This is a genomic window from Sandarakinorhabdus limnophila DSM 17366, assembly GCF_000420765.1.
GTDB lineage: Bacteria > Pseudomonadota > Alphaproteobacteria > Sphingomonadales > Sphingomonadaceae > Sandarakinorhabdus > Sandarakinorhabdus limnophila.
In genome coordinates this window covers 1-26,373 of record NZ_ATVO01000009.1, presented here as the reverse complement: position 1 = coordinate 26,373, position 26,373 = coordinate 1, and the positions used below count along the sequence as shown (strand labels likewise).

Here is a 26,373-nt window from a genome sequence, read left to right as displayed (position 1 = left end):
CAATAGTGCCAATATTAACGAAAGCAGGGGATATATCGTGAAGGTCTTACGCACGCCCGATAGCGCCTTTGCGGCGATCAGCGATTTTCCCTTCGCGTCGCATTATGTGGAGATCGCTGATCCTGGCGATGGCACGCCCCTGCGCATCCATTATGTCGATGAAGGGCCGCGCGACGCGCCCGTGGTGCTGATGATGCATGGTGAGCCAAGCTGGTGTTATCTGTATCGGCACATGATCGGCCCGGTGGTGGCAGCCGGTTTTCGCGTGATCGCCCCCGATCTGATCGGCTTCGGCAAATCAGACAAGCCGACCCGGAAGACCGACTACAGCTATGCCCGCCATGTCGGCTGGATGCGCCAATGGGTCGAGGCGCTGGACCTGACGCGGATGACGCTGGTCTGTCAGGATTGGGGCTCATTGATCGGCCTGCGCCTGGTCGCAGAAATGCCGGATCGTTTTGCCAGCGTGGTGTTGTCCAATGGCGGCCTGCCTGAAGGTGGCCCGCCCCCGCGCGCCTTTGCCCTGTGGCGGGCCTTTTCCAAATGGAGTCCGGTCTTCCCGATCGGCCGGATCATCAACGCCGGGGCCAAACGCGCGCTCAGCGCGGCCGAGATTGCCGCTTACGACGCGCCATTTCCGGATAGCAGCTACAAGGCCGGTGCGCGCATCTTCCCCAGTTTCGTGCCGTTCGAAAACAACGTCGCCATCCCGGACCAGAAGCGCGCGTGGCAGGTGTTCGACCAGTGGCACAAGCCCTTCCTGTGCTGCTTCAGCGACGGCGATCCGGTGACCCGCGGCGGTGAAACGCGTTTCATCGGCCGCGTTCCCGGTACCGCAGGCCAACCGCACCGCACGCTGAAGGGCGGCCATTTCATCCAGGAAAACGACCCGCAGGGTTTTGTGCAGGCGATATTGGAGGTAGCGAAATTATGAACATCACCAAACAGCTTCACCCCAGCCCCGAACACGCCGGGCTATTTTTCGGCGGCGCGGATCACGTCAACGCGATCCGCGTCACCTGGTCCATCGAGCACCAATAGAAATCTTCATTCCAGCCGGGCGAGGGAAACACCACGCCTTGCATGAACCCGCCTGTTTCGACCCGCGCAACTGTCGCTCCGCTAGCGATATCGAGCAGGACGATCGCTTCGCGGCGCTGATAATCATTGGTGCAAATCAGGCCACTTTCGGGGAAATGCAACATGTGGCTGGCGCAGCCAAAACCGTCTTGCCTCCACAGTGGCACGAGCGCGCGCTTCTCTTCCTCGAACCGGAAGCCGCAGATGACGCGATTGGCGCTGTCATATGCGATGACGATCTGCCTTGCTTCGTCCCAGAGCGGCGGGTTGGTGATGCTGCCACCCGGTAAGCCGCTGACGTCGATGCCCTGCCAGTCCTCAGCGTCTGCAAGTGCAACGCGGATGAGCCGGTTGGGTGCCTGCGCAACGCCGCGCCCGACCATGCTTGTTCGATAGCGATGCTGGCCGTTGTCCATCAGCCAAAGGTGCCGGTCCCCGATCACCGCATCCCAGCCATGGCTGCGCTGGCTGTTGCCGATATAGGGGCAGGCCCAGCTATCGTCGCGGCGCAAGGCAGTGCCATCCCAATGATAGCGGGTTATCGTACGCACACCCACCACATAGACGGTATTTCCAACGGCGCTGAGCCGCGCGACCGATGGCTCGCCGCAATCGAGCGGCGGGCAGGCCATGGTCAAATCGTCCGGATCGATCACACAAAGTTGTGCTGTGGAGCGAACTGACAGATTCTTCGTCACAATCAGCCCAGAATCGAGGATCACGAAACTGTTATAGGGCTGATCGACCGGCAATCGCGCTGCCGCGCGGACAGCGAGATCTGCGCGGTCTAGGCGATGGATGTAGCGCCCATAGACGATGTAAAGATCGCCATTGCGGTGGACGGCCATCCCGCCCGGCCAGATCGGGCCGCCGTCGAGGCGCGGGCTGCGGGCGAGAGGGCGCAGCGTCAACGGATCGATACGCTCGACCTGCGCGGTGGTAGGCAACCCGATCCGCGATCGCAGCGCCTGATGGGTCAGCAGAAAAAGCTCGCCCGGATCGCCGAGTACGGTCATCGTCGTCATCAACCGGCGCCGCGAGGTCGCCGCGAGCCGCAGACTGGCAGGTTCTGCCAGGGCCTTGGGATCGGGAACCGACTGCAACCGGCGTGGGCCGCCGTCCTCGCAGGGCCAGCGGCCTGGCCAATAGCCCTTCACCGTTTAGCGCGGCGGCGGCGCCACCGGATCAAGGTCGCTAATGCTACCACCAATATGGCACCAGCTGGCCACAGTTCGAGCAGCCGCGGTATGAGCAACGTACGCAATGCATTGGCGAAAATCTGGTCGGGCGCCGTGTAGCCTTCGGGCATCGGCAGCACCTGGTTGGCCCTGGCAAAGGCGGCATAATCGCTTTGCATGACGGCAAATCGTTCCGGATCGGCGCGCGACAGATCATCAGTCTCGCCGGGATCGGCGCTGATATTGTAGAGCCGCCAGCGGGCATCGCCATAAGGTGGCAGGTTCTTGACCAGCTTGTAATCGCCTTTGAACAGCACCGCGTTGCCCGACAGTTCATAGCCCAGCGGCTTGTCTGCCGGATGGACGGATGGCGTACTCCCGGTGAGCATCGGCGACAGGTTCAACCCGATCATGGGCTCGACACGGCGCCCGGCAAAAACGCCTTGCTGCGGCGTCACCCCGGCCAGCGCCAACAACGTGGGCGGCATATCGGTGACATGGGCAAAGCCGGTCGCAACGCTGCCACCCCTGATCGCCGGATTGCCCGGCCAGGCCATGATCATCGGCACACGCAAGCCCCCTTCGCTCGCGCTGAACTTGTATCCCCGCAGCGGCGAGACCGATGCGCTGGCAAAGCCAGCGCCTTGTGCAGTCAGCGAGCCCGGGCGACCCTGCCTGGCGATGCTTTGATCATAGAGATGATTGGCGTTCCAGCGCGCAAATGCCCCCATCGCCATCGGGTCGGTGGCTTCGGCGCCATTGTCAGACAGAAAAACGAATATGCTGTTCTCATATTCGCCGATGGCCTTCAGATGCGCGACCAGCCGGCCGATTTCACGGTCCATGGCTGTGGCCATGCCGGCATAGGCCGCCATCGCACCGGCGCGCTGCTGCCGTTCCTGAGGCGACAATTGCGACCAGTCGCCACTGGTATTCATGGTTACCATGGCAACGCCTGCGGGCATCATGCCCTTGGCAATCACTGCGGCCCGGCGCTGGTTGCGCAGCGCTGTCCAGCCCGCGGTGTAGCGCCCGGCATAGGCCGCGATGTCGGCATCGGGCGCCTGCAATGGCGTGTGGTTGGCGATGAAGTTCACCGAAGCCAGAAACGGTTTTCCGCTGGCGTTGCCGCTGTCAATATAGCGGATCATCCTGTCGACAATCAGGGTCGAGGAATAGAAACGCGCCGGCAGTTTCGCCGGCTTGCCGTCCTCGCTCCATTCGGTCTGGTCATAAATGAGCAGATTGGGCTTATCTTCAAAATTGTCGGCGCCCGATTGGGCCAGCGCAAGCGCATGATCATAGCCGCGCGCCGTGGGCAGGCTGTCGGGCGTGTGGCCCAGATGCCATTTCCCGGTCAGATAGGTGCGGTAGCCGCCAGCGCGCAGCTGATCGGCAATGGTCACCACGCGGTTGTTGAGGTGCGCGTCATAGCCGGGCTTGCCCTGATGTTCCGGTGGGATTGTCTCCGGCATGTTGCCCAAGCCGGCACGGTGGTTGATCACGCCCGTCTGCAGCATCGCCCGCGTGGGCGAGCATGAACCGGCGACGTGGAAATTCGAAAAACGCACACCCTTGGCCGCGAGCGCGTCGATATTGGGCGTCGCAATTTCGCCGCCGAAGGCGCCGACATCACTGAACCCCCAATCATCGGCAAGCAGGATTACGATGTTGGGGCGCTTCGCAGGGGCCGCGTGGGTGCCGGGCGCAAGCAGATGCAGCACGGTCAGAGCGGCCAGAACGGCTGCCGGTCGCTTCGGGCTCATCGGCTCAGCAAGGCGTCGAGACACCCCGCCTCCGCCAGCAGCGGATCGATGCGTCCCCGCGCGGTCGCATCCAGCGCGGCATGGCGCGCGCGCAGATCAGCCAGGCATTTGGCCTGATATTTGAACACACCCTGGGTGTAGGGCAGGCCCATGGCGGTCATGCTGAAGGTCGTTTCGCCGGCTTCGATCGCGGCGGCATTGGCGAGGAGGAAGGGCATGTAGATGTCGCCCACCTGCTTCAGCCATGCGGCGATGATCGGCGCAAAGGGCGCATCTGCTGCATCCCATTGGCCCTCGATGCCCGACATATCGTCAATATGGAGCAGCCAGCGGAAGCTGTAGGGATAGTCCTTGCGCATCATTGTTTGCGCGGTCGGGTCAACGCCAAGCTGCGATAACTGGCCATATATGCCGAATTCCGCGAGGCTGGGGCGCGTGCCGAACAGGCAATGGCGATCGACCACATGCGCCTCCAGCGCCGCCATCAGCGCGTGGGTCGAGGCTTCGATCAGCGGGAAATTTTCGCGCGTGCAGCCGACAATCGCCATCCGCCCGACCTGGCGGGCGCGGAACTGTTCGGCAAAGCCCTGGCTCGTCGCCAGCCCGCCGCCCTTCATCGCGTCAAAGGCGAGCCAGCGGCTCATCTGGATCTGGTCCACATCCTCCAGCCAGCGGTAGCCGAACATCGCCTTGGTCACCCATTCATCGGCAAAATCCTCGATCAGGTGCGCGATGAAGGCACTTGCCGGGTCTGGCGGAACCACGGAACGTTCGGCGTGACGCGCCTCCAGATCATAAATCAGCGGGGTGGAATCATTGTGGAACGTCCCATCGGGATATTCCATCACCGGGATGACCGGTGCTTTGACCCTGGCCAGCGCCTCGCGCGAGTCCGCACCGTGGACCCAGAGGTGCGGAATACGGCGATAGCGCATCAGCGCGCGCATCTTCATCGAATAGGGTGAACCGAGCGCGCCATTGATTATGTACATGGTGATGGTGCCCTTTCTCGATCTGGTGCGGCTGATCTGCGCCCGCGAGGAAGGTTTGACAACTGGCATCTGTTCGGGCTGGCCAGTTCAATCCTGCTCACCCTGCTGGTGATCCCGGCCATCTATGTGGTGCTGTGCGACGATGGCCTGGCGCTGCCCGCCTCATCCCAGTGAGCGCCAGCCGACGTACAGCGCCGTCAGGATCACCATGATCGCGAACAGCCGGCGGGCCAAGGCGGCGCGGGTGGCAAGACGCGGCGCCAGTGGTTTGGCGGCCAGCACGCCGATGAGCCCGCCGGCCACCATCGCCAGCAGTGCCGGGCCATCCACTCGGCCGGCCACTGCATAAGTGCCGGCCGTCGCGACGCCGAACACCATCACCGAAACCAATGAGGAGGCCGCGGCGTTGGCCAGCGTCATGCCGGTGGCCGCCATCAGGCCGGGCACGATCAGGAAACCGCCACCGATCCCGAAGAAGCCCGCCGCAAGGCCAACAACAAGCCCGGCCGGCACCAGCTTCAGCGTCATCGGCAGATCAAGCCGCACCGCTGGGTCGCCTTCGGCTTTCGCCGGGCGCAGCATGGCCAGCCCCACCGCCAGCATGGCCAGCGCAAAGGCGCTGAGCAGCGCCTGCCCGTCCACGCGCTGCGCCAGAACCGCGCCGGCCAGCGAACCGGCGAGGCCAGCCCCCGCGAAGGAAAGCGCACACGGCCATTTCACGGTGCCGGCCCGCGCCTGCACCGCCAGATTGGCCGCCGCGTTCATGGCAACGGCCGCCGCCCCCGTGCCGATGGCCACGTGCGGATCAGATATGCCGACGATATAGAGCAGCAGCGGCGTCGCCAGCACGGAGCCGCCGCCGCCAAACAGGCCGAGCAGCAGGGCGATGATGGCCCCGCCGGCAACGGCCGCTGGAAGTCCGAGTGCCAGTCCGGCTTCCATGGCAATATCCTTGTTGGCGGGTCAGGCCGGCAGGCCGGCAAGTTCCGGGCAGTAGATTTCCGCCAGGGTCTGAATCACCTTGTGCACAGCCGGATTGGCGATCGAATAATAGATGGTCTGCGCCTCGCGCCGGGTTTTCACGACGCCCTCTTCGCGCAGCAGCGCCAGATGCTGCGACAGGGCCGATTGCGACAGGCCGACGTTGAGCGAACCCACCGAGCGTTCCCCATCGGCAATCTGGCACAGGATCAGCAGCCGGCGCTCATTGGCGAGCGCCTTCATCAGCTTGGCCGCCTCTGCGGCGCTGGCCTCAAAGGCCTCAAGATTCGCGGAAATGTTCATGGCGGTGGATATACCTACTTGAAACTAATTTAGCAAATGCTAATGTCGCGGCATTGGAGATCGATATGAACCGCCCTGACGTCACTCCGTTCTTTGACCATGCGACCAACACGTGGACCTATCTCGTCTCAGATCCCGACACGGGCGAGGCCGTGATCATCGATGCGGTGCTGGATTATGAACCCAAGGGCGCCCGCGTCTCACACAACGGCCTTGAGGCGTTGTACAGCGTCGTTGAGCGGCGCCAGCTCAAGCTGCGCTGGATCCTCGAAACCCACGCCCACGCCGACCATCTGGCCGGCGGCCACTGGCTGCGGGACAAAAGTGGCGCACCGCTGGTGATCGGCGCCCGCATTGCCGAGGTGCAGAAGGTGTTCGCACCGCGCTTTGGCATGGACGATCTGCCCACCGATGGCCGCCAGTTCGACGTTCTGGTGGAAGATGGCGCCACCCTGCCGCTGGGCAATTTGACCATCCGCGTGATGCACACGCCCGGCCACACGCCTGCCTGTCTGACCTATCTCATCGGTGACGCCGCCTTCGTTGGCGACACGCTGTTCATGCCCGACTATGGCACCGCGCGCTGTGATTTTCCCGGCGGCGATGCGGCAACGCTGCATGCCTCGATCCTGAAGATCCTGGCGCTCCCGCCCGAAACCCGGATTTTTGTTGGCCATGATTATCTACCAACCGGCCGCGCAGACTATGCCTGCGAAACCAGCGTCGCCGCGCAAAAGGCGGGCAATATCCATGTGCATGATGGCGTTGATGCACGGAGCTTTGTCGCGATGCGTCAGGCCCGAGACGCAACGCTGGCTCCGCCAACGCTGATCCTGCCAAGCCTGCAGGTGAATATCGCAGCTGGCGAGCTGCCGCCGCCCGATGCGCAGGGGCGGCGCTTTCTGCGGCTACCGCTGTCATTTGCCGGCTAACACCAAGAACCAGTGTCGGCTTTGGGTTAGGATGCGATTGACCATATTGGCCGAAATGAGGTCGCAATGCGGAAGTAGCAGCAAGGGAGGGATGCCCACCCGACGGTAACTGACTGCCCTCATTGGCACCACCTCCGCCCCCTTGCGGAGGACATCGAGATGGTCCGCCCACCATTGCGCCATGTCCACGCGCGCCTGCCAAATGGGCGCCGCGGTCATTGGCCGTTTGCCCAGGGACGGCGAAAGCTTCGACAGCAGCCAAAGGGTTTTGGCGATGGTACTGAAGGCCCCAGAAAACTGCGCTTGCCGACGGATGTCGGCGAACACAGGCGGTCACCGCGAGAGCTGGCCCAGCTGATTTTGAAGGTTTTTCAATCTCCGGCGGCCGCTGGCGGCCGGAGTGATGGTGCCCAGAAGAGGACTCGAACCTCCACGCCCTTGCGAGCGCCAGCACCTGAAGCTGGTGCGTCTACCAATTCCGCCATCTGGGCACGGGGTAGGCGGCGGCTGATATGGGTGGAATCGGGGGATGTCAATCGTCTGTGCCGGGCAATCGCGATTTTTCCGCCAGCAGCAGCGTCGCGGGGCAAGATGAGCCAAGACAAGGCCGGCGCCAGCGGCTAAATCGCCGGCATGACTGATCTTCACAGCACAAGCACTGCTTCCCCGTTGCCTGTTGGCGCGCTGGTCACCGTCATTGGCGGTGCGGGCTTCATCGGCCGGTACGTGGTGGAGGCGCTGGCCCGGGCCGGATACCGGGTGCGTGTTGTCTCCCGCCATGCCGACAGCGCGCTGTACCTGAAGCCGCTCGGTGATCTTGGCCAGATCCAGGTGGTGACCGGCAATATCCGTTCCGATGCCGATATGGCTGCCGCCTTTGTCGGCGCATCGGCGGGCGTGAACCTTGTTGGCATCCTTGCCGAAAGCGGGGACCAGCGCTTTGCCGGTCTGCAGGCCGAAGGCGCCGGGCGGGCGGCGCGGGCCGCGGCGGCGGCGGGCGTAAAGGCCTATGTGCAAATGTCCGCGATCGGTGCCGATGCCATCAGCGCAATCGCCTATGCCCGCAGCAAGGGCGAGGGCGAGCAACAGGTGCTCAGCGCGTTGCCGTTTGCTTGCCTTCTGCGGCCCAGCCTGGTCGCCGGGCCGGAAGATCAGTTCTTCAATCGCTTTGCCGGCATGGCGCGATTGTCCCCCATCTTGCCGGCAATCTGCGGGGACAGCCTGTTCCAGCCGGTCTATGTGCGTGATGTCGCCGATGCGGTGCTGGCGGCGCTGCAATCGGGCGATGCGCGCGGGCGCACCTTTGAACTGGGCGGGCCGGATGTGCTGAGCTTCACCGCCATCCTGCAGATGATTTCCGATCTGACCGGTCTCGACCGGCCGGTGGTGCCATTGTCGGACTTCACGTCCGGCCTGCTCGCTAAGATGGGCGATATCTTGCCGTTCATGCCGATGAACAGCGATCAGCTGGCGATGCTGAAAAAGGGCAATATCTGCGCGACCACCTTGCCAGGGCTGAAGGATCTGGGCGTCACGCCGACGCCGCTGGCCGGATTCATCCCGGAAATGATGGCGCGCTTCCGCCGTGGCGGGCGCTTTGCGAAAGTGGATGCGTGAACCAGCCCGATCTGCTCACCATCATCCTGCTCGGCATTGTCGAGGGGCTGACGGAATATCTGCCGGTGTCCTCCACCGGGCATCTGATCCTGGCGGGCGAGCTGCTCGGCTTTTCGGGCGAGGCCGGGGCGACCTTCGATATCGCCATCCAGTCCGGCGCGATTCTGGCTGTGTTGGTCGCCTATTGGGGGCGGTTCATAGGGGTGGCGCGTGGCCTGCTGGTGCGGGAACCGACGGCCTTTGCCTTCATCCGCAACGTGTTCCTGGGCTTCCTGCCGGCCGCGATCATGGGCGTGCTGTTCATCAAGGCCGTGGAAGCCATGCTGGAAAGCCCCACCACCGTGGCCGTCTCGCTGATCGTTGGGGGCTTTGCGATTCTGTGGATCGAAAAGCGCATGGGCGAGGCCAAGGTGTTCGGGGTGGAGGCACTGACCCCGCGCAATTCGCTGCTGATCGGGCTGGGCCAGTGTGTTGCCATGATCCCCGGCGTGTCGCGCTCGGGCGCCACCATCATGGCGGCGCTGATGCTGGGGGTGGACCGCAAGACGGCCGCCGAGTTCAGCTTTTTCCTCGCCGTGCCGACGATTTCGGGCGCCACCGTGCTGATGCTGTGGAAGAACCGCGACAGCCTTGATGCGTCCAACCTGTCGGCCATCGGCATCGGCTTTGCCGTCAGCTTCGTGGTGGCGCTGGCCGTGGTGAAGGGCTTTGTCGCGCTGGTCAGTCGCTTTGGATTCGCCCCGTTCGCCTGGTACCGAATCATCGCCGGCAGCGCCGCGTTGGTGTGGTTGGCGATGAGATAGGGCCGAACCGGTCATAAAATGCCGGTCAAACCGCCCGAATCTGGCGAGTTGATCAGATTTAGGGCAGAAATATTGCCCTATTTCCCGCTTTTCACGTGACAAGCGCCGGCGCTTGTGGTTTCGCGCATCCGAACGAAAGGATAAGCGACCATGGCCGCAACAAAATTGCTGAAGTTCGTCGAGCGGACCCAGGCTTACCCGGCCAAGCGGTCAGCCGATGAGCGTGCCCATGATTTCCTCGAAATCAGCCGCCCCTATATCCTCGCCAAGGCCGAAGAGCAGGCCGGGCGCTGCAGCCAGTGCGGTGTGCCCTTCTGCCAGGTGCATTGCCCGTTGCAGAACAACATCCCCGATTGGCTGAAGCTGACGGCGGAAGGCCGCCTGCAGGAAGCCTATGAAGTATCGGCGGCAACCAACGCCATGCCGGAAATCTGCGGCCGCATCTGCCCGCAGGACCGGTTGTGCGAAGGCAATTGCGTGATCGAGCAAGGGTTCGGCAGCGTCACCATCGGTTCGGTGGAGAAGTTCCTGACCGATAATGCCTGGGAGCAGGGCTGGGTGAAGCCGCTGCAGCCCGTCGCTGATCGCAGTGGCCAGAGCGTGGCCATCATCGGCGCCGGTCCGGCCGGGCTGACGGCCGCCGAGGCGCTGCGCGTGAAGGGCTATGACGTGCATGTCTATGACCGGCACGATCGCGCGGGCGGCCTGCTCACCTACGGGATTCCCGGCTTCAAGCTGGAAAAGCCGGTGGTGATGCGCCGGGTCGAGCGGCTGCGCGAGGGCGGCGTGCATTTCCATCAGGATTTCGCCGTGGGCCGTGATGCCAGCCTGGCCGATCTGCGGGCGAAGCACGATGCCGTGCTGATCGCAACTGGCGTGTACAAGGCGCGTCAGGTCGAAGTGCCGGGCGCCGATGGCCCGACGACGATGGAGGCGCTGGATTATCTGATCGCCGCCAACAAGGCCGGCTTTGGCGATGCGCTTCCGGATGCCGCCACCTTTGATGCAACGGGAAAGCATGTCGTGGTGATCGGCGGCGGCGATACGGCGATGGATTGCGTGCGCACCGCCATCCGCCAGGGCGCCGCCAGCGTGAAGTGCCTTTATCGCCGCGATCGCGCCAACATGCCGGGTTCGGCGCGCGAGGTCGCCAATGCCGAGGAAGAGGGCGTGGAGTTTGTCTGGCTGGCGGCCCCGGCACAGATCACGCCCGCCGGCGTGGTGGCGCAAGGCATGCGGCTGGGCCAGCCAGGCCCCGATGGCCGCCGCAGCCCGGAACCAGATGCCGATAATCGCTTCACGCTTCAGGCTGATCTGGTGATCAAGGCGCTGGGCTTTGATGCTGAAGACCTGCCGACCCTGTTTGGCGCGCCGCAATTGCCGGTGACGCGCTGGGGCACGGTGCGCATCGATCACAAGACCATGATGACCGGCGTGGACGGCGTGTTCGCCGCCGGCGACATTGTGCGCGGCGCCAGCCTGGTGGTGTGGGCGGTGCGCGACGGGCGTGACGTGGCGGCGCAGATGCACCAATATCTGCGCGCCCGCGTGACTGCAGCCGCAGCCGCAGCCTGACCAACTCCAAGGAATTGCCCAAATGAAGACACTGATCGTCGCTTTTGCCGCTCTTGCCGTTGCTGGCGCAGCGCAGGCCCAGACCAAGCCGGCCGCGGCGCGTCCGATGGATCCGGCCACCCTGCAATCGGCGGCGGCGATCGTGGCGCAGCTGAACATCAAGGCCAAGTTGCAGACGCAGATGGCGGGCAGCATCGCCCAGATGAAATCGGGCGCGGTGATCCGTGCCATGCTGGCCCAGCAGCCGGGTTTCATCCCCGCCTATCAGGCCAACAAGGCGAAATTTGATCCGGTGCTGGCCAAGGCCGGCGCCATTCAGGCTGAAGTCGCGCAGGGCGTGGTAAACCAGAATCTGAACAGCGTGGTGACCGCCGCCACCCAGGCCTATGCCCGCCAGTTCACCAACGCAGAACTTGACGCCATCCTGGCCTTTTATCGCACGCCCGCCGGTCAGGCGCTGATGCGCAAGGAACCGGCGGTGGCCGCTGCCATCGGTCAGGCCACCGGCCAGTTGATCGGGGCGAAGATCGATGCGGCCATGCAGGCCAATGCCAAGCGGCTGGGCGCAGCGCTGGCCCCGCTGAGCAGCAACGCACAACAGGCAAAGAAGCCATGACCCAGATGCCCGCACCCTTCGTCGTTTCGCCTGAGGAACGCGCCCGCATTGCCGATGTCGGCATGTATCGCCCCGATTTCGAAGGCGATGCCTGCGGCGTGGGGCTGGTGGCGGCCACGGATGGCAAACCGCAGCGCCGGGTGGTGACCGCGGCCATCGATGCGCTGAAGGCGGTGTGGCACCGCGGCGCGGTCGATGCCGATGGCATGACGGGCGATGGTGCGGGCATATTGGTCGAGATCCCGGTGGATTTCTTCCACGAACATGTCGAAAGGCACGGCCAGAAGCCAGTCGCCGGTCTGCTGGCTGTGGGCCAGGTGTTCCTGCCGCGTACCGATCTGGCCGCGCAGGAAGCCTGCCGGACGATCGTTGAATCTGAAATCATCGGTTTCGGCTACAAGGTCTATGGCTGGCGCCAGGTGCCGGTGGATATCAGCTGCATCGGCGACAAGGCGATGCTGAGCCGTCCCGAGATCGAGCAGATCATGATCGCCGGGCCGAAGGACGATGGTGAGGATGCCAAGGAGCGGTTCGAGAAGGACCTCTATCTCATCCGCCGCCGCATCGAGAAGAAGGTGATCGAAGCCCAGATCCAGGGCTTCTACTTCTGCTCGCTGTCGTGCCGCACGCTGATCTACAAGGGGCTGTTCCTGGCGGAATCGCTCAGCGTTTTCTATCCCGACCTCAACGACGAGCGCTTCGTTTCGCGCTTTGCCATTTATCACCAGCGCTATTCCACCAACACCTTCCCGCAATGGTGGCTGGCGCAGCCGTTCCGCACCTTGGCGCACAATGGCGAAATCAACACGATCCGCGGCAACAGCAACTGGATGAAGAGCCACGAGATCAAGATGGCGGCCGCCGCGTTTGGCGAACATTCGGAAGACATCAAGCCGCTGATCCCGGCCGGCGCGTCGGATACGGCGGCGCTTGATGCGGTGTTCGAAGCCTTTGTGCGGTCGGGTCGCGATGCGCCGACTGCCAAGTTGATGCTGATCCCGCAGGCCTGGCAGCGTGATGCCAGCCTCGATCCGGCCACGCGCGCCATGTATGCCTTTTTCGCGTCGCTGATGGAGCCGTGGGACGGGCCGGCGGCGCTGGCCATGACCGATGGCCGCTGGGTGGTGGCGGGCCTTGATCGCAACGCGCTGCGGCCGATGCGGTACTGCCTCACGCGTGATGGCCTGCTGATCACCGGCAGCGAAGCCGGTATGGTGGTGGTGCCGGAAGGTGACGTGGTGAAGAAAGGCGCGCTTGGCCCCGGCGAGATGATCGCCGTAGACCTCGATGCCGCGCCGTCTCGCTTCTACGCCGATGCCGAAATCAAGGCCAAGGTGGCCGGCGCACAGGATTATGCGTCGCTGGTCGCCGGCTTCACCAATTTCGAGGATCTGCCGGGACGCGCCAAGCCGGAGCCGGCCGCGGCCTATGATCGGGACAATCTGCGCCGCCGCCAGGTCGCCGCTGGCCAGACACTGGAAGACATGGAGCTGATCCTCGCGCCGATGGTGGAGGATGCCAAGGAAGCCGTCGGCTCGATGGGCGATGATGCGCCGCTGGCGGTGATTTCCGAAAACGCCCGCAATCTGTCGCACTTCTTCCGGCAGAATTTCAGTCAGGTCACCAACCCGCCGATCGACAGCTTGCGCGAAACCGGCGTGATGAGCCTGAAGACGCGTTTTTCGAACCTGACCAACATTCTGGACGATGAAGCCACCCAGGCCGGCGTGATGGTGATGGACAGCCCCGTGCTGTCCAACCGCGACTGGCATCTGCTGAAGGGCCATTTCGGCCGTCAGGTGGCCGAGATCGACTGCACGTTCGAGATCGCCGGCGGCCCGGCTGGCCTGAGGGCCGCCATCGCCCGCGTGCGCGCCGAAGCCGAAACCGCGGTGCGCCAGGGCAAGACGCAATTGTTCCTCACCGATGAGCATCAATCGGCCACGCGGGCCGGAATCGCCATGATCCTGGCCACGGCCGGCGTGCACACGCACCTGGTGCGCAAGGGCTTGCGCGCTTACGCCAGCATCAACGTGCGGGCCGCCGAAGCGCTCGACACACATTATTTCGCGGTGCTGGTTGGCGTGGGGGCGACCACCGTCAATGCCTATCTGGCGCAGGAAGCCATCGCCGATCGCCATGCGCGCGGCCTGTTCGGCAGCCAGACGCTGGACGAGTGCATTGCCCGTTACAAGAAGGCGGTGGACGACGGTCTGCTCAAGATCATGGCCAAGATGGGGATCGCGGTGATCTCCTCCTATCGCGGCGGCTACAACTTCGAAGCGGTTGGGCTGAGCCGGGCGCTGGTGAATGATTTCTTCCCCGGCATGCCGGCCAAGATCAGCGGCGAGGGCTTTGAATCGTTGTTCGTCAACGCCCAGATGCGCCACGAAAAGGCCTGGGACGAGGATGTGATCGCGTTGCCGGTCGGCGGCCTGTATCGCTGGCGCGCCAATGGCGAGGCCCATGCCTGGAATGCCCAGCTGATCCACCTGCTGCAAACGGGGGTGAGCCGCGACAGCTACAGCGACTATCAAAAGTTCAGCCGCGGCGTGCAGGCGCTGCCGCCGATTTCGCTGCGCGACCTGATGGATTTCGTGCCCGGAACGAAAGCCGTGCCGATTGAATCGGTGGAATCCGTCACCGAAATCCGCAAGCGCTTCGTGACGCCGGGCATGAGCCTGGGCGCGCTGTCTCCGGAAGCGCACGAGACGCTGGCGATCGCGATGAACCGGATTGGTGCCAAGGCGGTTTCGGGCGAAGGCGGCGAAGACCCGATCCGGTTCAAGCCCTATGCCAACGGCGACAACGGCAACAGCGTGATCAAGCAGGTGGCGTCTGGCCGGTTCGGCGTGACGGCGGAATATCTGAACGCCTGCGAGGAAATCGAGATCAAGGTCAGCCAAGGCGCCAAGCCCGGCGAGGGCGGGCAGCTGCCCGGCTTCAAGGTGACGGAACTCATCGCCAAGCTGCGCCACTCGACGCCGGGCGTGACGCTCATCTCGCCGCCGCCGCACCACGATATTTACTCGATCGAAGATCTGGCGCAGCTGATTTACGATCTGAAGCAGATCAACACGCGCGCCCGCGTCTGCGTGAAGCTGGTGTCGAGCGCGGGCATCGGCACAGTGGCGGCCGGCGTGGCCAAGGCGCACGCCGATGCCATATTGATTTCCGGCAATGTCGGCGGCACCGGCGCGTCCCCGCAGACCAGCATCAAATATGCTGGCACGCCGTGGGAAATGGGCCTGTCAGAGGTCAACCAGGTGCTCACGCTGAATGGCTTGCGCCACCGGGTGAAGCTGCGCGCCGATGGCGGCCTGAAGACCGGCCGTGACGTGGTGATCGCCGCCATTCTGGGTGCGGAAGAATATGGCATTGGCACGATGAGCCTGGTCGCCATGGGCTGCATCATGGTGCGCCAGTGCCATTCGAATACCTGCCCGGTGGGCGTTTGCACGCAGGACGAAGCCCTGCGCGGCAAGTTTGACGGCAGCCCGGAAAAGGTGATCAACCTGATGAGCTTCATCGCCGAAGAAGTGCGCGAGATTCTCGCGCGGCTGGGCTTCCGCAGTCTTGATGACGTCATCGGCCGCACCGAATTGCTGCGTCAGGTCAGCCGCGGTGCCGAGCATCTGGATGATCTCGACCTGAACCCGGTTCTGGCCAAGGTCGATGCGCCCGATCACATGCGGCGTTGGGGCTTGGGCAACGGCCGCAACCCGGTGCCGGACAGCCTGGATGCCGAAATGATCCGCGATGCCGGCCATCTGTTCGAAGGTGGTGAGAAGATGCAGCTGGCTTACACGGTGCGCAACACGCACCGCGCCGTGGGCACGCGGCTTTCGGGCGAGATCACCCGCCGCTTCGGCATGACGGCGCTCAGCCCCGGGCATGTCCACGTCCGGCTGCGCGGTTCGGCCGGGCAATCGCTGGGCGCGTTTGCCGTGCAGGGCGTGAAGCTGGAAGTGTTCGGCGAGGCCAATGACTATGTGGGCAAGGGGCTTTCCGGCGCCACCATCGTGGTGCGGCCCTTTCCGTCCAGCCCGCTGGCCAGCCAGGACAACGCCATCATCGGCAATACGGTGCTTTATGGCGCGACGGCGGGCAAATTGTTCGCCGCCGGCCGTGCGGGCGAGCGTTTTGCCGTGCGTAACAGCGGTGCCACCGTGGTGGTGGAAGGCTGCGGCGCCAACGGCTGCGAGTATATGACTGGCGGCACCGCCGTGATCCTGGGGCCAACGGGTGACAATTTCGCTGCCGGCATGTCGGGCGGGATGGCCTTTGTGCTGGATCGCGACGGCCAGTTCGAGCGGCGGGTGAACCGCGAAAGCGTGATCGTGCAGCGGCTGGAATCGGCGCACTGGGAAAGCGTCGTGCTGGCGCTGATCGAGGAACACGCTGCCGAGACCGGTTCCAAATGGGCGGCCGGCCTGCTGGCGGAGTGGGACCGCACGCGGGAGGCGATCTGGCAGGTGTGCCCGAAGGAAATGGTCAGCCGGCTGACGCATCCGCTGAACGACAGCCCGGCCAGCATCGCGGCGGAATAGGGCGCCATCTTGAAACCGGGTCCTTCGCTGCTATATTTCACTATAACAGTTGAAGGACCCGATGATGGCCAAGAGCAATGATCCGCTGATCGAAAGCCTGATGCAGATGGCGGTGGCGGCAGCCCCGCTGATCCGCAAGGCGCGCGAGAGCGGCATTTTCCGTGAACGTGAAACGGTGGTGGACGCCGAGATCGTGACGCCGGAACCGGCCAAGGCACCGACTCCGCCGGAGTCGCCCAAGGCCCCGGAAGCGGCCGCGCCGCCGCCGGTGAGCCCGGACACCAGCGCCTTGCAGGACATTGTCGTCCGCCAGGCGCTGCGCATCAACGAGCTGGAGGCCGAAGTGGCTGCGCTGAAGGCAAAGGCGGCCAAGCCGGCCAAGGCGAAGCCCCAAAGCAAGGCAAAGCCCCGGCCCGCCAAGGCTTAGCCCTTCTTGAACAGCACCTTGCCGCGCTGCTCGACGTACAGCTTCTCGAACGTCGCCGGATCGAAATAGGCTTCGACGCGGCCGGTTTCCGGCATCACGCCATAGACTTCATAGCAGCCGCCATCGACCTTGGCCTTGGCCACGGTCCAGCCCTGCTTGGTGAGTTCGGCCTTCAGCGCCTCGATCGGCTTCATGTCGGCTGCCGCCACGTTGCACTTGATCTTGCCGGTGGCCAGCGCCGGGCCGGCCATCATCGTTGCGGCCAGAGCCGCCATCATCATTACGCGCATCGTCATACCTTTCGGGTTGCAGGGAAAAATCGAACCAGTTGCAGGCCGGCAACGATGCCGGCAACTGCCATGGCCAGGCCGAACGCATCATGCACCACGGCCATGTGTGCCAGCGCCACACCGGCCGCTGGCCAGGCCAGGCGCTGCACCGGCTTCCACGACCGGCGCAACAGGCGCATCGCGGCATCCTTGCTGGCCAGCGCCGGCGGCAGCATCAGGGCGAGCGCAATCCAGCCGGTGAGGATGCCGGGCGTGAAGGCCTCGTCCCAGATCAGCGCCCACTCGCCGCTCGGTTCTGCAAAGCTGCGCATCGCCAGCACGTAGAGCCACAGATGCAAAAGGCTGGCCGCAAACGCCGCCAACCCGACCGCGCGGCGCAGCCACAACAGGCGCGCCAGCGGTCGCCACAGCTTTGCCAGCGGCGTCATCACCACGGCAATCGCCAGCCAGGCCATGGCCCAATTGCCGGTATCGGCCACCAGTGTATCCAGATCGGCATCTTGGCTGGCCGCCTGCCACCACAGCCCGGCCAGCGGCGCCATCAGCACCGCCCACAGGGCCAACAGGGCAAGACGCCGGTTCATGCTTGCCGTGCTAGCGTTGTTGCGAATGATTTGCAACAAGCCTGTTGGGCGGCTGCGGCCTTCCCAAGACGGCAAAGATGATTATGAAAAGGCAGGCAATGTGGCGTCTCTATCATTTCACGCTGTGTCCGTTCAGCCGCAAGGTGCGTTTCGCGCTGGCGGTGAAGGGTGTCACGCACGAACTGGTGCAGGAACGGCCGTGGGAAAAACGGCCGGGCTTCACCGCGCTCAATCCCGCCGGGCAGACGCCGGTGCTGCGGCGCGATGCGCTGGTGCTGTCGGATTCGACCGCCATTCTTGAACATATCGAGGAAACGCTGGAACGCACGCCGCTGATCGGCTCCACCCCGGAAGACCGTGCTGAAACCCGGCGCCTGGCGGCCTGGTTCGATCAGAAATTCTATGCCGAAGTGAACGCCCCGCTGCTGGGGGAGCGCATGTACAAGCGCGCCGTGGTGCGCGGCACGCCCGATGGCGGCATCATCCGCGCCGCCAGCCGCATGGCGGACATGCATCTGGATTACATTGATTTCCTGCTCGAACGCCGGGCCTGGTTGGGCGGTGGCCAGTTCGGGCTGGCCGATATTGCGGCGGCGGCGCATCTTTCGGTGGCGGATTATCTGGCCGGGCTGGAATGGGACGGGCATGAACCCGCCAAGACCTGGTATTCGGCGATCAAGTCACGGCCAACGTTCCGGCCCTTGCTGGCCGAACGGCTGGAAGGGCTGCCGCCGCCGCAGCATTATGACAAGCTGGACTTCTGATCCGGCTGCCTGTGGGGGAGAGGCGCGTTGGCAACCACTGAACAGGCTGAAGCCCGCGCGCGCTGGCTGCTGATCACCTTGCTGTTTGCCGGCACGGCGCTGAACTATGTCGATCGGCAGGTGCTGGCGCTGCTGAAACCCACGCTGGAAGCCGAATTCGGCTGGACCGATCAGGAATTCGCTCATCTCGGCAGCGTGTTCCAGCTCTCCGCCGCGTTCGCGCTGCTGGCTGTGGGCTGGTTTGTCGACAAATTTGGCGTGCGCTGGGCCTATGGCGTGGCGGTGGCGATCTGGAGCGCCGCCGGCATGGCCCACGCCGCCGCCGCCACCGTGAGCCAGTTCGTTGTCGCCCGTTCCGTTCTGGCGGTGGCCGAAAGCGTCAACACGCCCGCCGCGGTGAAAGCCGCCGCCACCTATCTGCCACTCACCCAGCGCAGCCTGGGCCTTGGCCTCGTCAACACCGCGCCCAACATCGGCGCCATCCTCACCCCGCTGCTGATCCCGCCGCTGGCGCTGGCCTTTGGCTGGCAATCGGCGTTCGTCGTCACCGGCGCACTCGGCTTTATCTGGCTCGGCTTCTGGATCTTCGGCACCCGCCGGCTGCTGCCGGTGAACGTCGCCAAGAACGCCGCGCTCGAAGGCAATTGGGGCGAGCTGCTGAAAGATCACCGCACCTGGACGATCGTGGGCGCCAAAGCCCTCACCGATTGCGTCTGGTGGTTCGTGCTCTTCTGGTCGACCGATTTTCTGGTGAAAACCTTCGGCCTGGGCCAGGGCGAGGTCGGCGTGCCCAACGCCATCATCTTCACCATGGCGGCGCTGGGCGCCTTCAGCTGCGGCTTCCTGTTCCCGACAATGCTGAAACGCGGCATGAGCGTGAACAAGGCGCGCAAGACCAGCATGTTCCTCTACGCCATCCTGATCCTGCCGATCCCATTGGCCCTGCAAGCCCCCGGCCCTATCGCGGCCGCCCTCATCATCGGCCTGGCGCTGTTCGCCCACCAGGGCTTTTCCACCAACATCTTCGGCCTCGCCGCCGATACCGTGCCCACCTCCCGCGTCGCCGGGGTGATGGCGCTGGGCGGCGTCGCCGGCAACCTCACCGGCACCGGCATCATCGAACTCACCGGCTGGTGCCTCACCAACGGGGTGGGCTACTGGCCCATGTTTGCCATCGCCGCCGGCGCCTATCTGACGGCGCTGCTGTTCATCCAGCTGATGCAGCCGGATATCCGCGCGCTGGACGAAGGCTGAAGCAAGGGGCCTCCGGCGGGCAGGGACGCAGTCCCTGCACCCGTTTGATTTGAAGTGTGCGGGTTGCAGGTGCGTCCGCTCGCGACTCAATTACCGAATAAGCGCCTAATTGGGTGTTACGCTGCAAAACTCGTCGATCCACTGGGAAGACGTCGAAGCGATCTTATCGACAGCTCCGCTGTCATGATTGAAGTAATATACTGGCAGTTCGTCGCTAGCCTCTGAGTTCTTGGGAAAGCAAAACAGGTTGCCCATGCAGTCGGTAGCGAAGGCGACGAACTGCTCGGGTAGAACCAATTCACGCCAGTCCTCGGTTACAGACACAATCTCCGACGGGCTGAGAAAGTCGCTCACATCTCGTAAACGGAGTTCCTGATCGACGATCGCTTCAAGTAGCGCGCTGGTTGGACGAGGCAGACCGAACTGAAGCACGGCCTCTCGGTATTCGGCTGGCAGGCGTGTCTCAAGACGGCCTTCAGTGCTTTCCAATTCGCTTTCTGCCACGGGGTCAGGCGCGAAGCTAGGGTGAGTCCACTGCGTGATGAATCGGCTCAAATTCATTTGGTTAGGTTAGCATACCGCCGGTAGTTTAAGAAGTTGCCATTGTCCCCTTTCAACCCCAAAGCTGCCATGAGGCGCCGCCCGAAAACAATCGGGTGAAGGGTCTGCGACCCTGCCCGCCGGAGGCCCTCTTCCTTCCCTACACCGCTCCGCCAGCATTTCCTCCACCCACGCCGGCACCAGCGCGCTGGCCGGGCCTTGGCGGGCTTCGTCGAAAAGGGGTGTGCCAGCGGACGGTTCGAGGTTGAGTTCCAGCGTACGCGCGCCGGCGTCGCGGGCCCATTGCACGAAGCCGGCGGCGGGGTAGACCGCGCCGGAGGTGCCGATGGAGACGAACAGGTCGCAGGCGGCGATGGCCGCGCTGATCTTGTCCATGTGGTAGGGCATTTCGCCGAACCAGACGATATCGGGGCGTAAGGACCCCACCTGCGCGCAGGCTGGGCACTTGGGATTGCCGAGCAGCGGCCCGCGCCAGGGCCGGGCGGCGCCGCAGCGGGTGCAGAGGGCGGAGTTCAGCTCGCCGTGCATGTGCAGCAGGCGATTGTGGCCGGCGCGATCGTGCAGATCATCGACATTCTGGGTGACGAGCAGGAAATCACCCGGCCATTCCGCCTCCAGCCGCGCCAGCGCCATGTGGGCGGCGTTGGGGACGACCTGGCCGAGGAAGGCGCGGCGTTGATCGTAGAACTGCTGCACCAATGTGGGGTTGCGGCGGAAGGCTTGCGGGGTGGCGACATCCTCCACGCGGTGGCCTTCCCACAGGCCATCGGCGGCGCGGAAGGTGGGCACGCCGGATTCGGCCGAAATGCCGGCGCCGGTGAGGATGACGATGTTGCGGCTCATGCCCGCCACGATAAGGCCGGCCAGCGCGGCGCGGCAAGCATGGCGCAACCATATTGATGCGCGTGCGTTGACTCACATCAATGCCGGTGCCGCATCCGGAGCCCAATGCTGCTGGGAAGGGAACGGGCATGCCGCGCGCCGCCAGCTTGATCAGTCGTGAAGTTCTGCCGTTTGCCGCGTCGTTGCTGGCGCTGGCGCTGGCGGCGCTGCTGGTTGATGCGGTGCTGCACTATTTTGATCAGGTGTGGGTGGGCCGCTGGCTGGGCATTCTCGGCGTAGCGCTGATCCTGGCGTCGCTCCATTATTCGCTGCGCAAGCGCAAGATCGTCACCCGCGGCAACCCGGTGACCCTGCTGCGCCGGCATGAGTATATGGCCTGGGCGGGATCGCTGCTGGTGCTGGTGCATGCCGGCATCCATTTCAACGCGGTGCTGGCCTGGCTGGCGCTGCTGGCGATGCTGGTGAATGTCGCCAGCGGGCTGACCGGCAAATATCTGCTGGCCCACGCCCGCACCCGCCTGATCGACGCGCGGGCGCGGCTGGCGTCGCAGGGCCTGGACGCCGCCGCCATCGATGAACGGCTGCACCGCGACAGCCTGACCATGGATCTGGTGCGCAAATGGCGGGTCGTGCATGTGCCGATCACGCTGGCCTTTGCCGTGTTGGCGACGGCGCATCTGGTGGCGACTGCGCTGTTCTGGGATTGGCAGTGATGCCGAAGCCGGGAACCCTGTTCATCCTGGTCGTGCTGTTCGGCATCATCCTGCTGGCGATCTTTCGGCCGGAACCGATGCTGGCGCCCGGCCCGGTAAAGCCCGCCCATGCCGCCATCGCCGATAATTGCTTTGCCTGCCACGCGCCGTTCAAGGGGGCGGCGGCAGAACGCTGCATCACCTGCCACGCGCCGGCGCGCATCGGCCTGTTCACCACCAGGGGCAAGCGGCTGGCGGGCGGCAAGGCGGCGTTTCACCAGCAACTCACCACCCCGGATTGCCTGGCCTGCCACACCGATCATGCCGGCCCGGCGCTCACCGGCCACAGCCCGGTGCGCTTCCATCACGATCTGCTGAAACCCGCGGTGCGCGGCCAGTGCGCCACCTGCCACGTGGCGCCGGCCACCACGCTGCACCGCCAGTTTGCCACCACCAGTTGCGCCACCTGCCACACCACCAGCGGCTGGAAGCCGGCGCATTTTGCCCATGATCGGCTGTTCCGGCTGGACCGCGATCACTATGTGGCCTGCACCACCTGCAACGTGGGCGGCAACACGCGGCGCTATACCTGCTATGGCTGCCACGAGCACAAGCCCGCCGCCACGCTGGCCGAACATCGCGAGGAAGGCGTGCGCGGCAACATCGACAACTGCGCCCGCTGCCACCGCAGCGCCGAAGGCGAACGCGAGGGCGAGGGGGACGACGAGTGAGGCGGTTGCACTGGCGCGCGCAAGCCGTCACAACCGACGCATGACAAAGAAACCGATCCGCATTGGTGTGCTTGGGGCTGGCGGCCGCATGGGGCAGGCCATCATTGGCGCGCTGTCGGATTGGCCGGGCCTTACGCTGGCCGGGGCGGTGGAACGGGCTGGCCATGCCAGTTGCGGGCGGGCAGCGGGGCCGGGCCATCCCGAAACGCTCACCATCTGCTCCAATGTTGGCGCCATCGCTCACAAATGCGACCTGCTCATCGATTTTTCGGTGCCGGCGGCGCTGGCGGTGAGCCTGGAGGCGGCGCAGGAAGGCCGATGTGCGCTGCTGATCGGGACCACCGGGCTGGAGGCGGAACATCACGCCGCCATCGATGCCGCCGCGCGCGACATCGCCGTGCTGCAGGCCGCCAACACCAGTCTGGGCGTCACCCTGTTGGCGCGGCTGGTCGAACAGGCGGCGCGGGCGCTGGGGCCGGATTGGGATATCGAGATCGCCGAGCTGCACCACCGGTTGAAGGTGGATGCGCCGTCGGGCACCGCGCTGGCGCTGGGCGAGGCGGCCGCAACCGGCCGTGGCGTTGATCTGGCCAGCCACAGCGATCGGGGCCGCGATGGCATCACCGGCGCGCGCGTGGAAGGCCAGATCGGCTTTGCATCGCTGCGCGGTGGCAGCGCGGCCGGCGATCACATGGTGCTGCTTGCCAGCGAAGGCGAGCGCATCGAATTGTGGCACCGCGCCGAAAACCGCAGCATCTTCGCGCGCGGGGCCCTGCGGGGGGCGCAGTGGCTGGCCGGCCGCAAGCCCGGGCGCTACGTGATGGCCGACGTGCTCGGTATCTGATTGCGGTAACGCGCCAGCGCCTCGCGGATCAGCGCGCCGACTTCGCGGCGCTCCGGCGCTGACAGGAACTGCCCCACCCGCAAACGACGCCCGCGCGCGCTGAGGAACAGCAGCGCATCGCCCAGCGGGGTTTCCTCGATGTCGACCCGGGTGAAGAACGGCTCCAGCACTTCTTCCACTGCCTTGCCCCACGGATCGATGCGGGTGAGGGTGAGGGCATCGTCGGCCAGCACCAGCCGCTCACGTGCGCCGCCTGATCGGTAATTGCTCCTGAACGCCCAGGCCAGCAGGGCGACATCGGCGATCATGAACGGAATCACCGGCCACAGCCCCAGGATCAGGAAGCGGATCGAGCCGATCAGGAACAGGCCACCAATTGCCAGAATCAGCAGGCGCGCGTGATCACGCGGCAAGGAGCGATTCGGCGTGAGGGTGAGATCAAGCAGCACCCGGACTCCCTATTCGCTGCAGGCTTGCCCTGCCAGCCGCTTTGGCGGAAGGGCGACATCATGACCAAGCTCTACCAGCGCCTGATGACGGCGGCCGAAATCGATGAGTATTTCCGCATTCTGGCCGCCGCTCGGCCAGAGCCGGAGACGGAACTGGCCTATGGCAATGGCTATCAGCTGCTGGTCGCGGTCGTGCTGTCGGCCCAGGCCACCGATGTGGGGGTGAACAAGGCCACGAAGCGCCTGTTTGAAGCCGTGCACACCCCGCAGCAGATGCTGGATCTGGGCGAAGACGGCCTGAAACAACATATCCGCACCATCGGCCTGTTCAATGCCAAGGCCAAGAATGTCATCGCCCTGTCGCGCCGGCTGGTGGACGAGTTCGGCGGCGAGGTGCCGCACAGCCGCGACGTGCTGGAAACCCTGCCCGGCGTGGGCCGCAAGACGGCGAACGTGGTGGTGAACGTGCTGTTCGGCGAGGAGACCTGCGCGGTCGATACCCACGTCTTCCGCCTCGCCAACCGCACCGGGTTGGCGCCGGGAAAGTCGGTGCTGGCGGTGGAAAACGGCATCATGAAACGGGTGAAAGCCCCGTGGCGGCGCCATGCCCATCACTGGCTGATCCTGCACGGCCGTTATGTCTGCACGGCACGCAGCCCGAAGTGCCTCGATTGCCCGGTGGCGCATCTGTGCCAATTCAAGGCGAAACAGGTTCTGGTAAAGTGAAGTTCAGCGCCGGTTCAGCGCCAAGGCTGCAGGCTTTGTAGGTTGGAGGACGAACGATGCGCGCACTCATCCTGCCCCTGTCCCTTTCGATGCTGCTGCTTGCAGCCCCTGCCTTGAGCCAGACGAGCGAACCCGCCCCACCGGAAACCCGCAACTGCCTGCAGCTGATGCAGATCCGCAGCAACACCGTGGTGGATGGGCAAACCATCGATTTCCGGCTGCGTGATGGCAGCGTGTGGCGCAACCGGCTGCCGCGCGCCTGCCCCACGCTCGGCTTCAACCAGGCCTTCAGCTACAGCACCAGCATCCCGCAGCTGTGCAATGTCGATATCATCCGCGTGATTGTGCAGGGTAACCCCGGCATCATCGGTGCTTCCTGCGGCCTCGGCAAATTCGAGCGTCTGCCGCCCAAGCCGACAAAGGCAAAGGCCGGGGCCAAGGGCTGAATCAGGCTGGCGCACTCCGGCAACCGCTGCTAACAGCGCAGCATCCGCACCCGTAGCTCAGCTGGATAGAGCGCTGCCCTCCGAAGGCAGAGGTCACAGGTTCGAATCCTGTCGGGTGCACCATCTAAATTATTGATATATAACGATATTTAAACGCACACAGATATGGAGTGCGGCTAAAAATGTGCATTTTTGCTATGCACAAATCGTGCACAAAAACGATGTTATTCTCCCATGTTCCTGATTAGGCTGACGAAGTCGGATGGGAGCGGGTTATGGCTGTCGATACTGAGGACCGTATCGACCTTCGTGGTGACGGTCGGGTCATTCTCTACAAGAGGGCAGGTCTGAAAGATCCTGTCTGGCAGGCTCGTATCCGAGTTCCCAATTCCACTGGCTACAAGCGAATCACCACCAAAACGGCAGATCAGCGGGAAGCCGAACGCTTCGCCATCAACTGCTACGAAGACCTCTATATCCACGTCAAAACGGGCGGCAGCATCAAGTCCAAGACCTTCAAGCAGGTCTTTGGCGAATGGGAGAAGCACGTCACCACGGTGGGTCATACCCGCAAGGGCGGTTCCTGGGAGGACACCATCGAGCGGGTTCGGGTTTATGCCCTGACCTTCTTCGGTCCGATGCGGATGACCGATATCGGACCCGTCGAGTTCGCTGACTACTGGGAATGGCGGAAGAAGAACTTCAATCGCACCAAGCCATCCAACGGGACCCTGCGGCGTGAGCGGACCAGCATCCTCCCCGTGTTCAAGTACGCCGTATCGAAGGGCTACATCACGGCTGCCCCCGACACCGATCCGCCGAAGGCAACGCTGGAACGGCGCCCGACCTTCACGCAGGACGAATGGCGGAAGATTTACACCAAGGCACGGGACTGGGTGAAGGAAGGCGAATCGCTCGCCACATGGCGTCAGCGGTTCATTACCCAGCAGTATGTGCTGGTCCTTGCCAACACAGGTCTGCGGGTTGGTGAACTTCGTGGGTTACGGTGGAGTGACCTACGGACCGTACAGACCGCCGACGGCACTCGTCTCGTTGCCGAGGTTCGTGGCAAGACTGGCATTCGAGAGGTGGTCTTTCAGGACGGAGCCGAGAACTACATCAAGCGTGTTTACGATCAGCGGACGGACGAGCTTGGCAAAGCGCCGCCCGATGACGAGGTGATCTTCAGCCATAAGGATGGGACGCCGATACAGACGATGAAGACCGCCTTCCACTCGCTCCTCAAGTTTGCGGGTGTGCCGATCGAGCGCAATGGTGGGTCACGGACGATCTACTCGCTGCGGCACTTCTACGCCACGATGCGGCTGTCGAACGACACCAGCCCATTCCTTCTGGCGAAGCAGATGGG

Annotated in this window: 26 protein-coding genes, 2 tRNA genes and 1 pseudogene; 17 read left to right on the top strand and 12 right to left on the bottom strand. The window is 64.3% G+C overall.

Annotated elements, in window-relative coordinates:
• The first annotated feature begins 37 nt into the window (after positions 1-37).
• Positions 38-934, top strand: a complete 897-nt coding sequence (locus G566_RS0111685) for a haloalkane dehalogenase (RefSeq protein ID WP_022680852.1) — start codon at positions 38-40, stop codon at positions 932-934.
• Between the two features lie 61 nt (positions 935-995).
• Here G566_RS0111685 and G566_RS14345 read toward each other — a convergent pair whose 3' ends face one another.
• From G566_RS14345 to G566_RS0111660, 5 genes are all read right to left on the bottom strand, one after another.
• Positions 996-2,105, bottom strand: a complete 1,110-nt coding sequence (locus G566_RS14345) for a hypothetical protein (protein WP_156874511.1) — start codon at positions 2,103-2,105, stop codon at positions 996-998.
• 128 nt (positions 2,106-2,233) lie between these two features.
• Complete coding sequence (locus G566_RS0111675) at positions 2,234-4,024, bottom strand: arylsulfatase (protein WP_022680850.1); 1,791 nt, start codon at positions 4,022-4,024, stop codon at positions 2,234-2,236.
• Positions 4,021-5,016: a glutathione S-transferase N-terminal domain-containing protein gene (locus G566_RS14335; RefSeq protein WP_022680849.1), complete on the bottom strand. Its 996-nt coding sequence runs from the start codon at positions 5,014-5,016 to the stop codon at positions 4,021-4,023. Before G566_RS14335 ends, G566_RS0111675 begins: the two co-directional genes overlap by 4 nt.
• A gap of 162 nt (positions 5,017-5,178) precedes the next feature.
• Positions 5,179-5,958: a sulfite exporter TauE/SafE family protein gene (locus G566_RS0111665; RefSeq protein WP_022680848.1), complete on the bottom strand. Its 780-nt coding sequence runs from the start codon at positions 5,956-5,958 to the stop codon at positions 5,179-5,181.
• 21 nt (positions 5,959-5,979) lie between these two features.
• Complete coding sequence (locus tag G566_RS0111660) at positions 5,980-6,300, bottom strand: ArsR/SmtB family transcription factor (RefSeq protein WP_022680847.1); 321 nt, start codon at positions 6,298-6,300, stop codon at positions 5,980-5,982.
• Between the two features lie 65 nt (positions 6,301-6,365).
• Between G566_RS0111660 and G566_RS0111655 the strand changes: the two genes are divergently transcribed.
• On the top strand, positions 6,366-7,232 hold the full coding sequence (locus G566_RS0111655; protein ID WP_029131602.1) for an MBL fold metallo-hydrolase: 867 nt from the start codon (positions 6,366-6,368) through the stop codon (positions 7,230-7,232).
• Here G566_RS0111655 and G566_RS15475 read toward each other — a convergent pair.
• Complete coding sequence (locus G566_RS15475; RefSeq protein WP_040605641.1) at positions 7,218-7,559, bottom strand: hypothetical protein; 342 nt, start codon at positions 7,557-7,559, stop codon at positions 7,218-7,220. The two genes, G566_RS0111655 and G566_RS15475, sit on opposite strands and share 15 nt — an antisense overlap.
• A 77-nt stretch (positions 7,560-7,636) precedes the next feature.
• A tRNA-Leu gene (locus G566_RS0111645) sits at positions 7,637-7,723 on the bottom strand.
• 142 nt (positions 7,724-7,865) lie between these two features.
• On the opposite strand from G566_RS0111645, the gene G566_RS0111640 reads away from it, so the two are divergent.
• From G566_RS0111640 to G566_RS14325, 6 genes are all read left to right on the top strand, one after another.
• Complete coding sequence (locus G566_RS0111640) at positions 7,866-8,849, top strand: complex I NDUFA9 subunit family protein (protein WP_051136043.1); 984 nt, start codon at positions 7,866-7,868, stop codon at positions 8,847-8,849.
• A complete protein-coding gene (locus G566_RS0111635; RefSeq protein ID WP_022680843.1) occupies positions 8,846-9,652 on the top strand; it encodes an undecaprenyl-diphosphate phosphatase in 807 nt (268 codons plus the stop codon). Before G566_RS0111640 ends, G566_RS0111635 begins: the two co-directional genes overlap by 4 nt.
• A 150-nt stretch (positions 9,653-9,802) precedes the next feature.
• On the top strand, positions 9,803-11,227 hold the full coding sequence (locus tag G566_RS0111630; protein WP_022680842.1) for an NAD(P)-dependent oxidoreductase: 1,425 nt from the start codon (positions 9,803-9,805) through the stop codon (positions 11,225-11,227).
• 22 nt (positions 11,228-11,249) lie between these two features.
• Positions 11,250-11,843: a DUF2059 domain-containing protein gene (locus tag G566_RS0111625; RefSeq protein ID WP_022680841.1), complete on the top strand. Its 594-nt coding sequence runs from the start codon at positions 11,250-11,252 to the stop codon at positions 11,841-11,843.
• Between the two features lie 5 nt (positions 11,844-11,848).
• On the top strand, positions 11,849-16,393 hold the full coding sequence (gene gltB / locus G566_RS0111620; protein ID WP_029131600.1) for a glutamate synthase large subunit: 4,545 nt from the start codon (positions 11,849-11,851) through the stop codon (positions 16,391-16,393).
• A gap of 61 nt (positions 16,394-16,454) precedes the next feature.
• Positions 16,455-16,820, top strand: coding sequence for a hypothetical protein (locus G566_RS14325; protein WP_040605640.1), 366 nt, complete (start codon positions 16,455-16,457; stop codon positions 16,818-16,820).
• Here the strand turns inward: G566_RS14325 and G566_RS0111610 are convergent.
• Both G566_RS0111610 and G566_RS14320 read right to left on the bottom strand, forming a co-directional pair.
• The gene (locus G566_RS0111610; RefSeq protein WP_029131599.1) at positions 16,817-17,116 is read right to left on the bottom strand and encodes a PepSY domain-containing protein; all 300 of its coding nucleotides are present in this window, start codon (positions 17,114-17,116) and stop codon (positions 16,817-16,819) included. The genes G566_RS14325 and G566_RS0111610 overlap by 4 nt on opposite strands.
• Positions 17,113-17,694 (bottom strand): ferric reductase-like transmembrane domain-containing protein, encoded by a 582-nt coding sequence (locus G566_RS14320; protein WP_022680839.1) that lies wholly within the window; start codon positions 17,692-17,694, stop codon positions 17,113-17,115. The genes G566_RS0111610 and G566_RS14320 overlap by 4 nt, the downstream gene beginning before the upstream one ends.
• Before the next feature lie 98 nt (positions 17,695-17,792).
• On the opposite strand from G566_RS14320, the gene G566_RS0111600 reads away from it, so the two are divergent.
• Both G566_RS0111600 and G566_RS0111595 read left to right on the top strand, forming a co-directional pair.
• A complete protein-coding gene (locus G566_RS0111600; protein ID WP_029131598.1) occupies positions 17,793-18,458 on the top strand; it encodes a glutathione S-transferase family protein in 666 nt (221 codons plus the stop codon).
• A 27-nt stretch (positions 18,459-18,485) separates the two neighbouring features.
• The gene (locus G566_RS0111595; RefSeq protein WP_022680837.1) at positions 18,486-19,712 is read left to right on the top strand and encodes an MFS transporter; all 1,227 of its coding nucleotides are present in this window, start codon (positions 18,486-18,488) and stop codon (positions 19,710-19,712) included.
• A gap of 105 nt (positions 19,713-19,817) precedes the next feature.
• Here G566_RS0111595 and G566_RS0111590 read toward each other — a convergent pair whose 3' ends face one another.
• The gene (locus tag G566_RS0111590) at positions 19,818-20,216 is read right to left on the bottom strand and encodes an SMI1/KNR4 family protein (RefSeq protein WP_169522855.1); all 399 of its coding nucleotides are present in this window, start codon (positions 20,214-20,216) and stop codon (positions 19,818-19,820) included.
• Positions 20,217-20,426: 210 nt separating this feature from the next.
• Positions 20,427-21,116 (bottom strand): annotated as a pseudogene (locus G566_RS14315) (NAD-dependent deacylase); the annotation flags it as partial.
• Positions 21,117-21,244: 128 nt separating this feature from the next.
• Between G566_RS14315 and G566_RS0111580 the strand changes: the two are divergent.
• The 3 genes from G566_RS0111580 to dapB are packed head-to-tail and all read left to right on the top strand — an operon-like array spanning position 21,245 to position 23,383.
• The gene (locus G566_RS0111580) at positions 21,245-21,829 is read left to right on the top strand and encodes a hypothetical protein (RefSeq protein WP_022680834.1); all 585 of its coding nucleotides are present in this window, start codon (positions 21,245-21,247) and stop codon (positions 21,827-21,829) included.
• Positions 21,829-22,539: a cytochrome c3 family protein gene (locus tag G566_RS14310; RefSeq protein WP_022680833.1), complete on the top strand. Its 711-nt coding sequence runs from the start codon at positions 21,829-21,831 to the stop codon at positions 22,537-22,539. Before G566_RS0111580 ends, G566_RS14310 begins: the two co-directional genes overlap by 1 nt.
• A 40-nt stretch (positions 22,540-22,579) precedes the next feature.
• Positions 22,580-23,383, top strand: coding sequence for a 4-hydroxy-tetrahydrodipicolinate reductase (gene dapB / locus G566_RS0111570; protein WP_022680832.1), 804 nt, complete (start codon positions 22,580-22,582; stop codon positions 23,381-23,383).
• Here dapB and G566_RS14305 read toward each other — a convergent pair.
• A complete protein-coding gene (locus tag G566_RS14305) occupies positions 23,353-23,832 on the bottom strand; it encodes a DUF2244 domain-containing protein (protein WP_022680831.1) in 480 nt (159 codons plus the stop codon). The two genes, dapB and G566_RS14305, sit on opposite strands and share 31 nt — an antisense overlap.
• 60 nt (positions 23,833-23,892) lie before the next feature.
• Between G566_RS14305 and nth the strand changes: the two genes are divergently transcribed.
• The 4 genes from nth to G566_RS0111545 form a co-directional block, all read left to right on the top strand.
• Entirely contained in the window at positions 23,893-24,558 is a 666-nt protein-coding gene (gene nth, locus G566_RS0111560; protein ID WP_022680830.1) for an endonuclease III, read from the top strand.
• A 56-nt stretch (positions 24,559-24,614) separates the two neighbouring features.
• Positions 24,615-25,004, top strand: coding sequence for a hypothetical protein (locus tag G566_RS0111555; RefSeq protein ID WP_022680829.1), 390 nt, complete (start codon positions 24,615-24,617; stop codon positions 25,002-25,004).
• Between the two features lie 46 nt (positions 25,005-25,050).
• Positions 25,051-25,127: transfer RNA gene (locus G566_RS0111550), tRNA-Arg, on the top strand.
• 152 nt (positions 25,128-25,279) lie between these two features.
• The coding region (locus G566_RS0111545; RefSeq protein ID WP_022680828.1) for a tyrosine-type recombinase/integrase at positions 25,280-26,373 on the top strand (1,094 nt) is incomplete at its 3' end.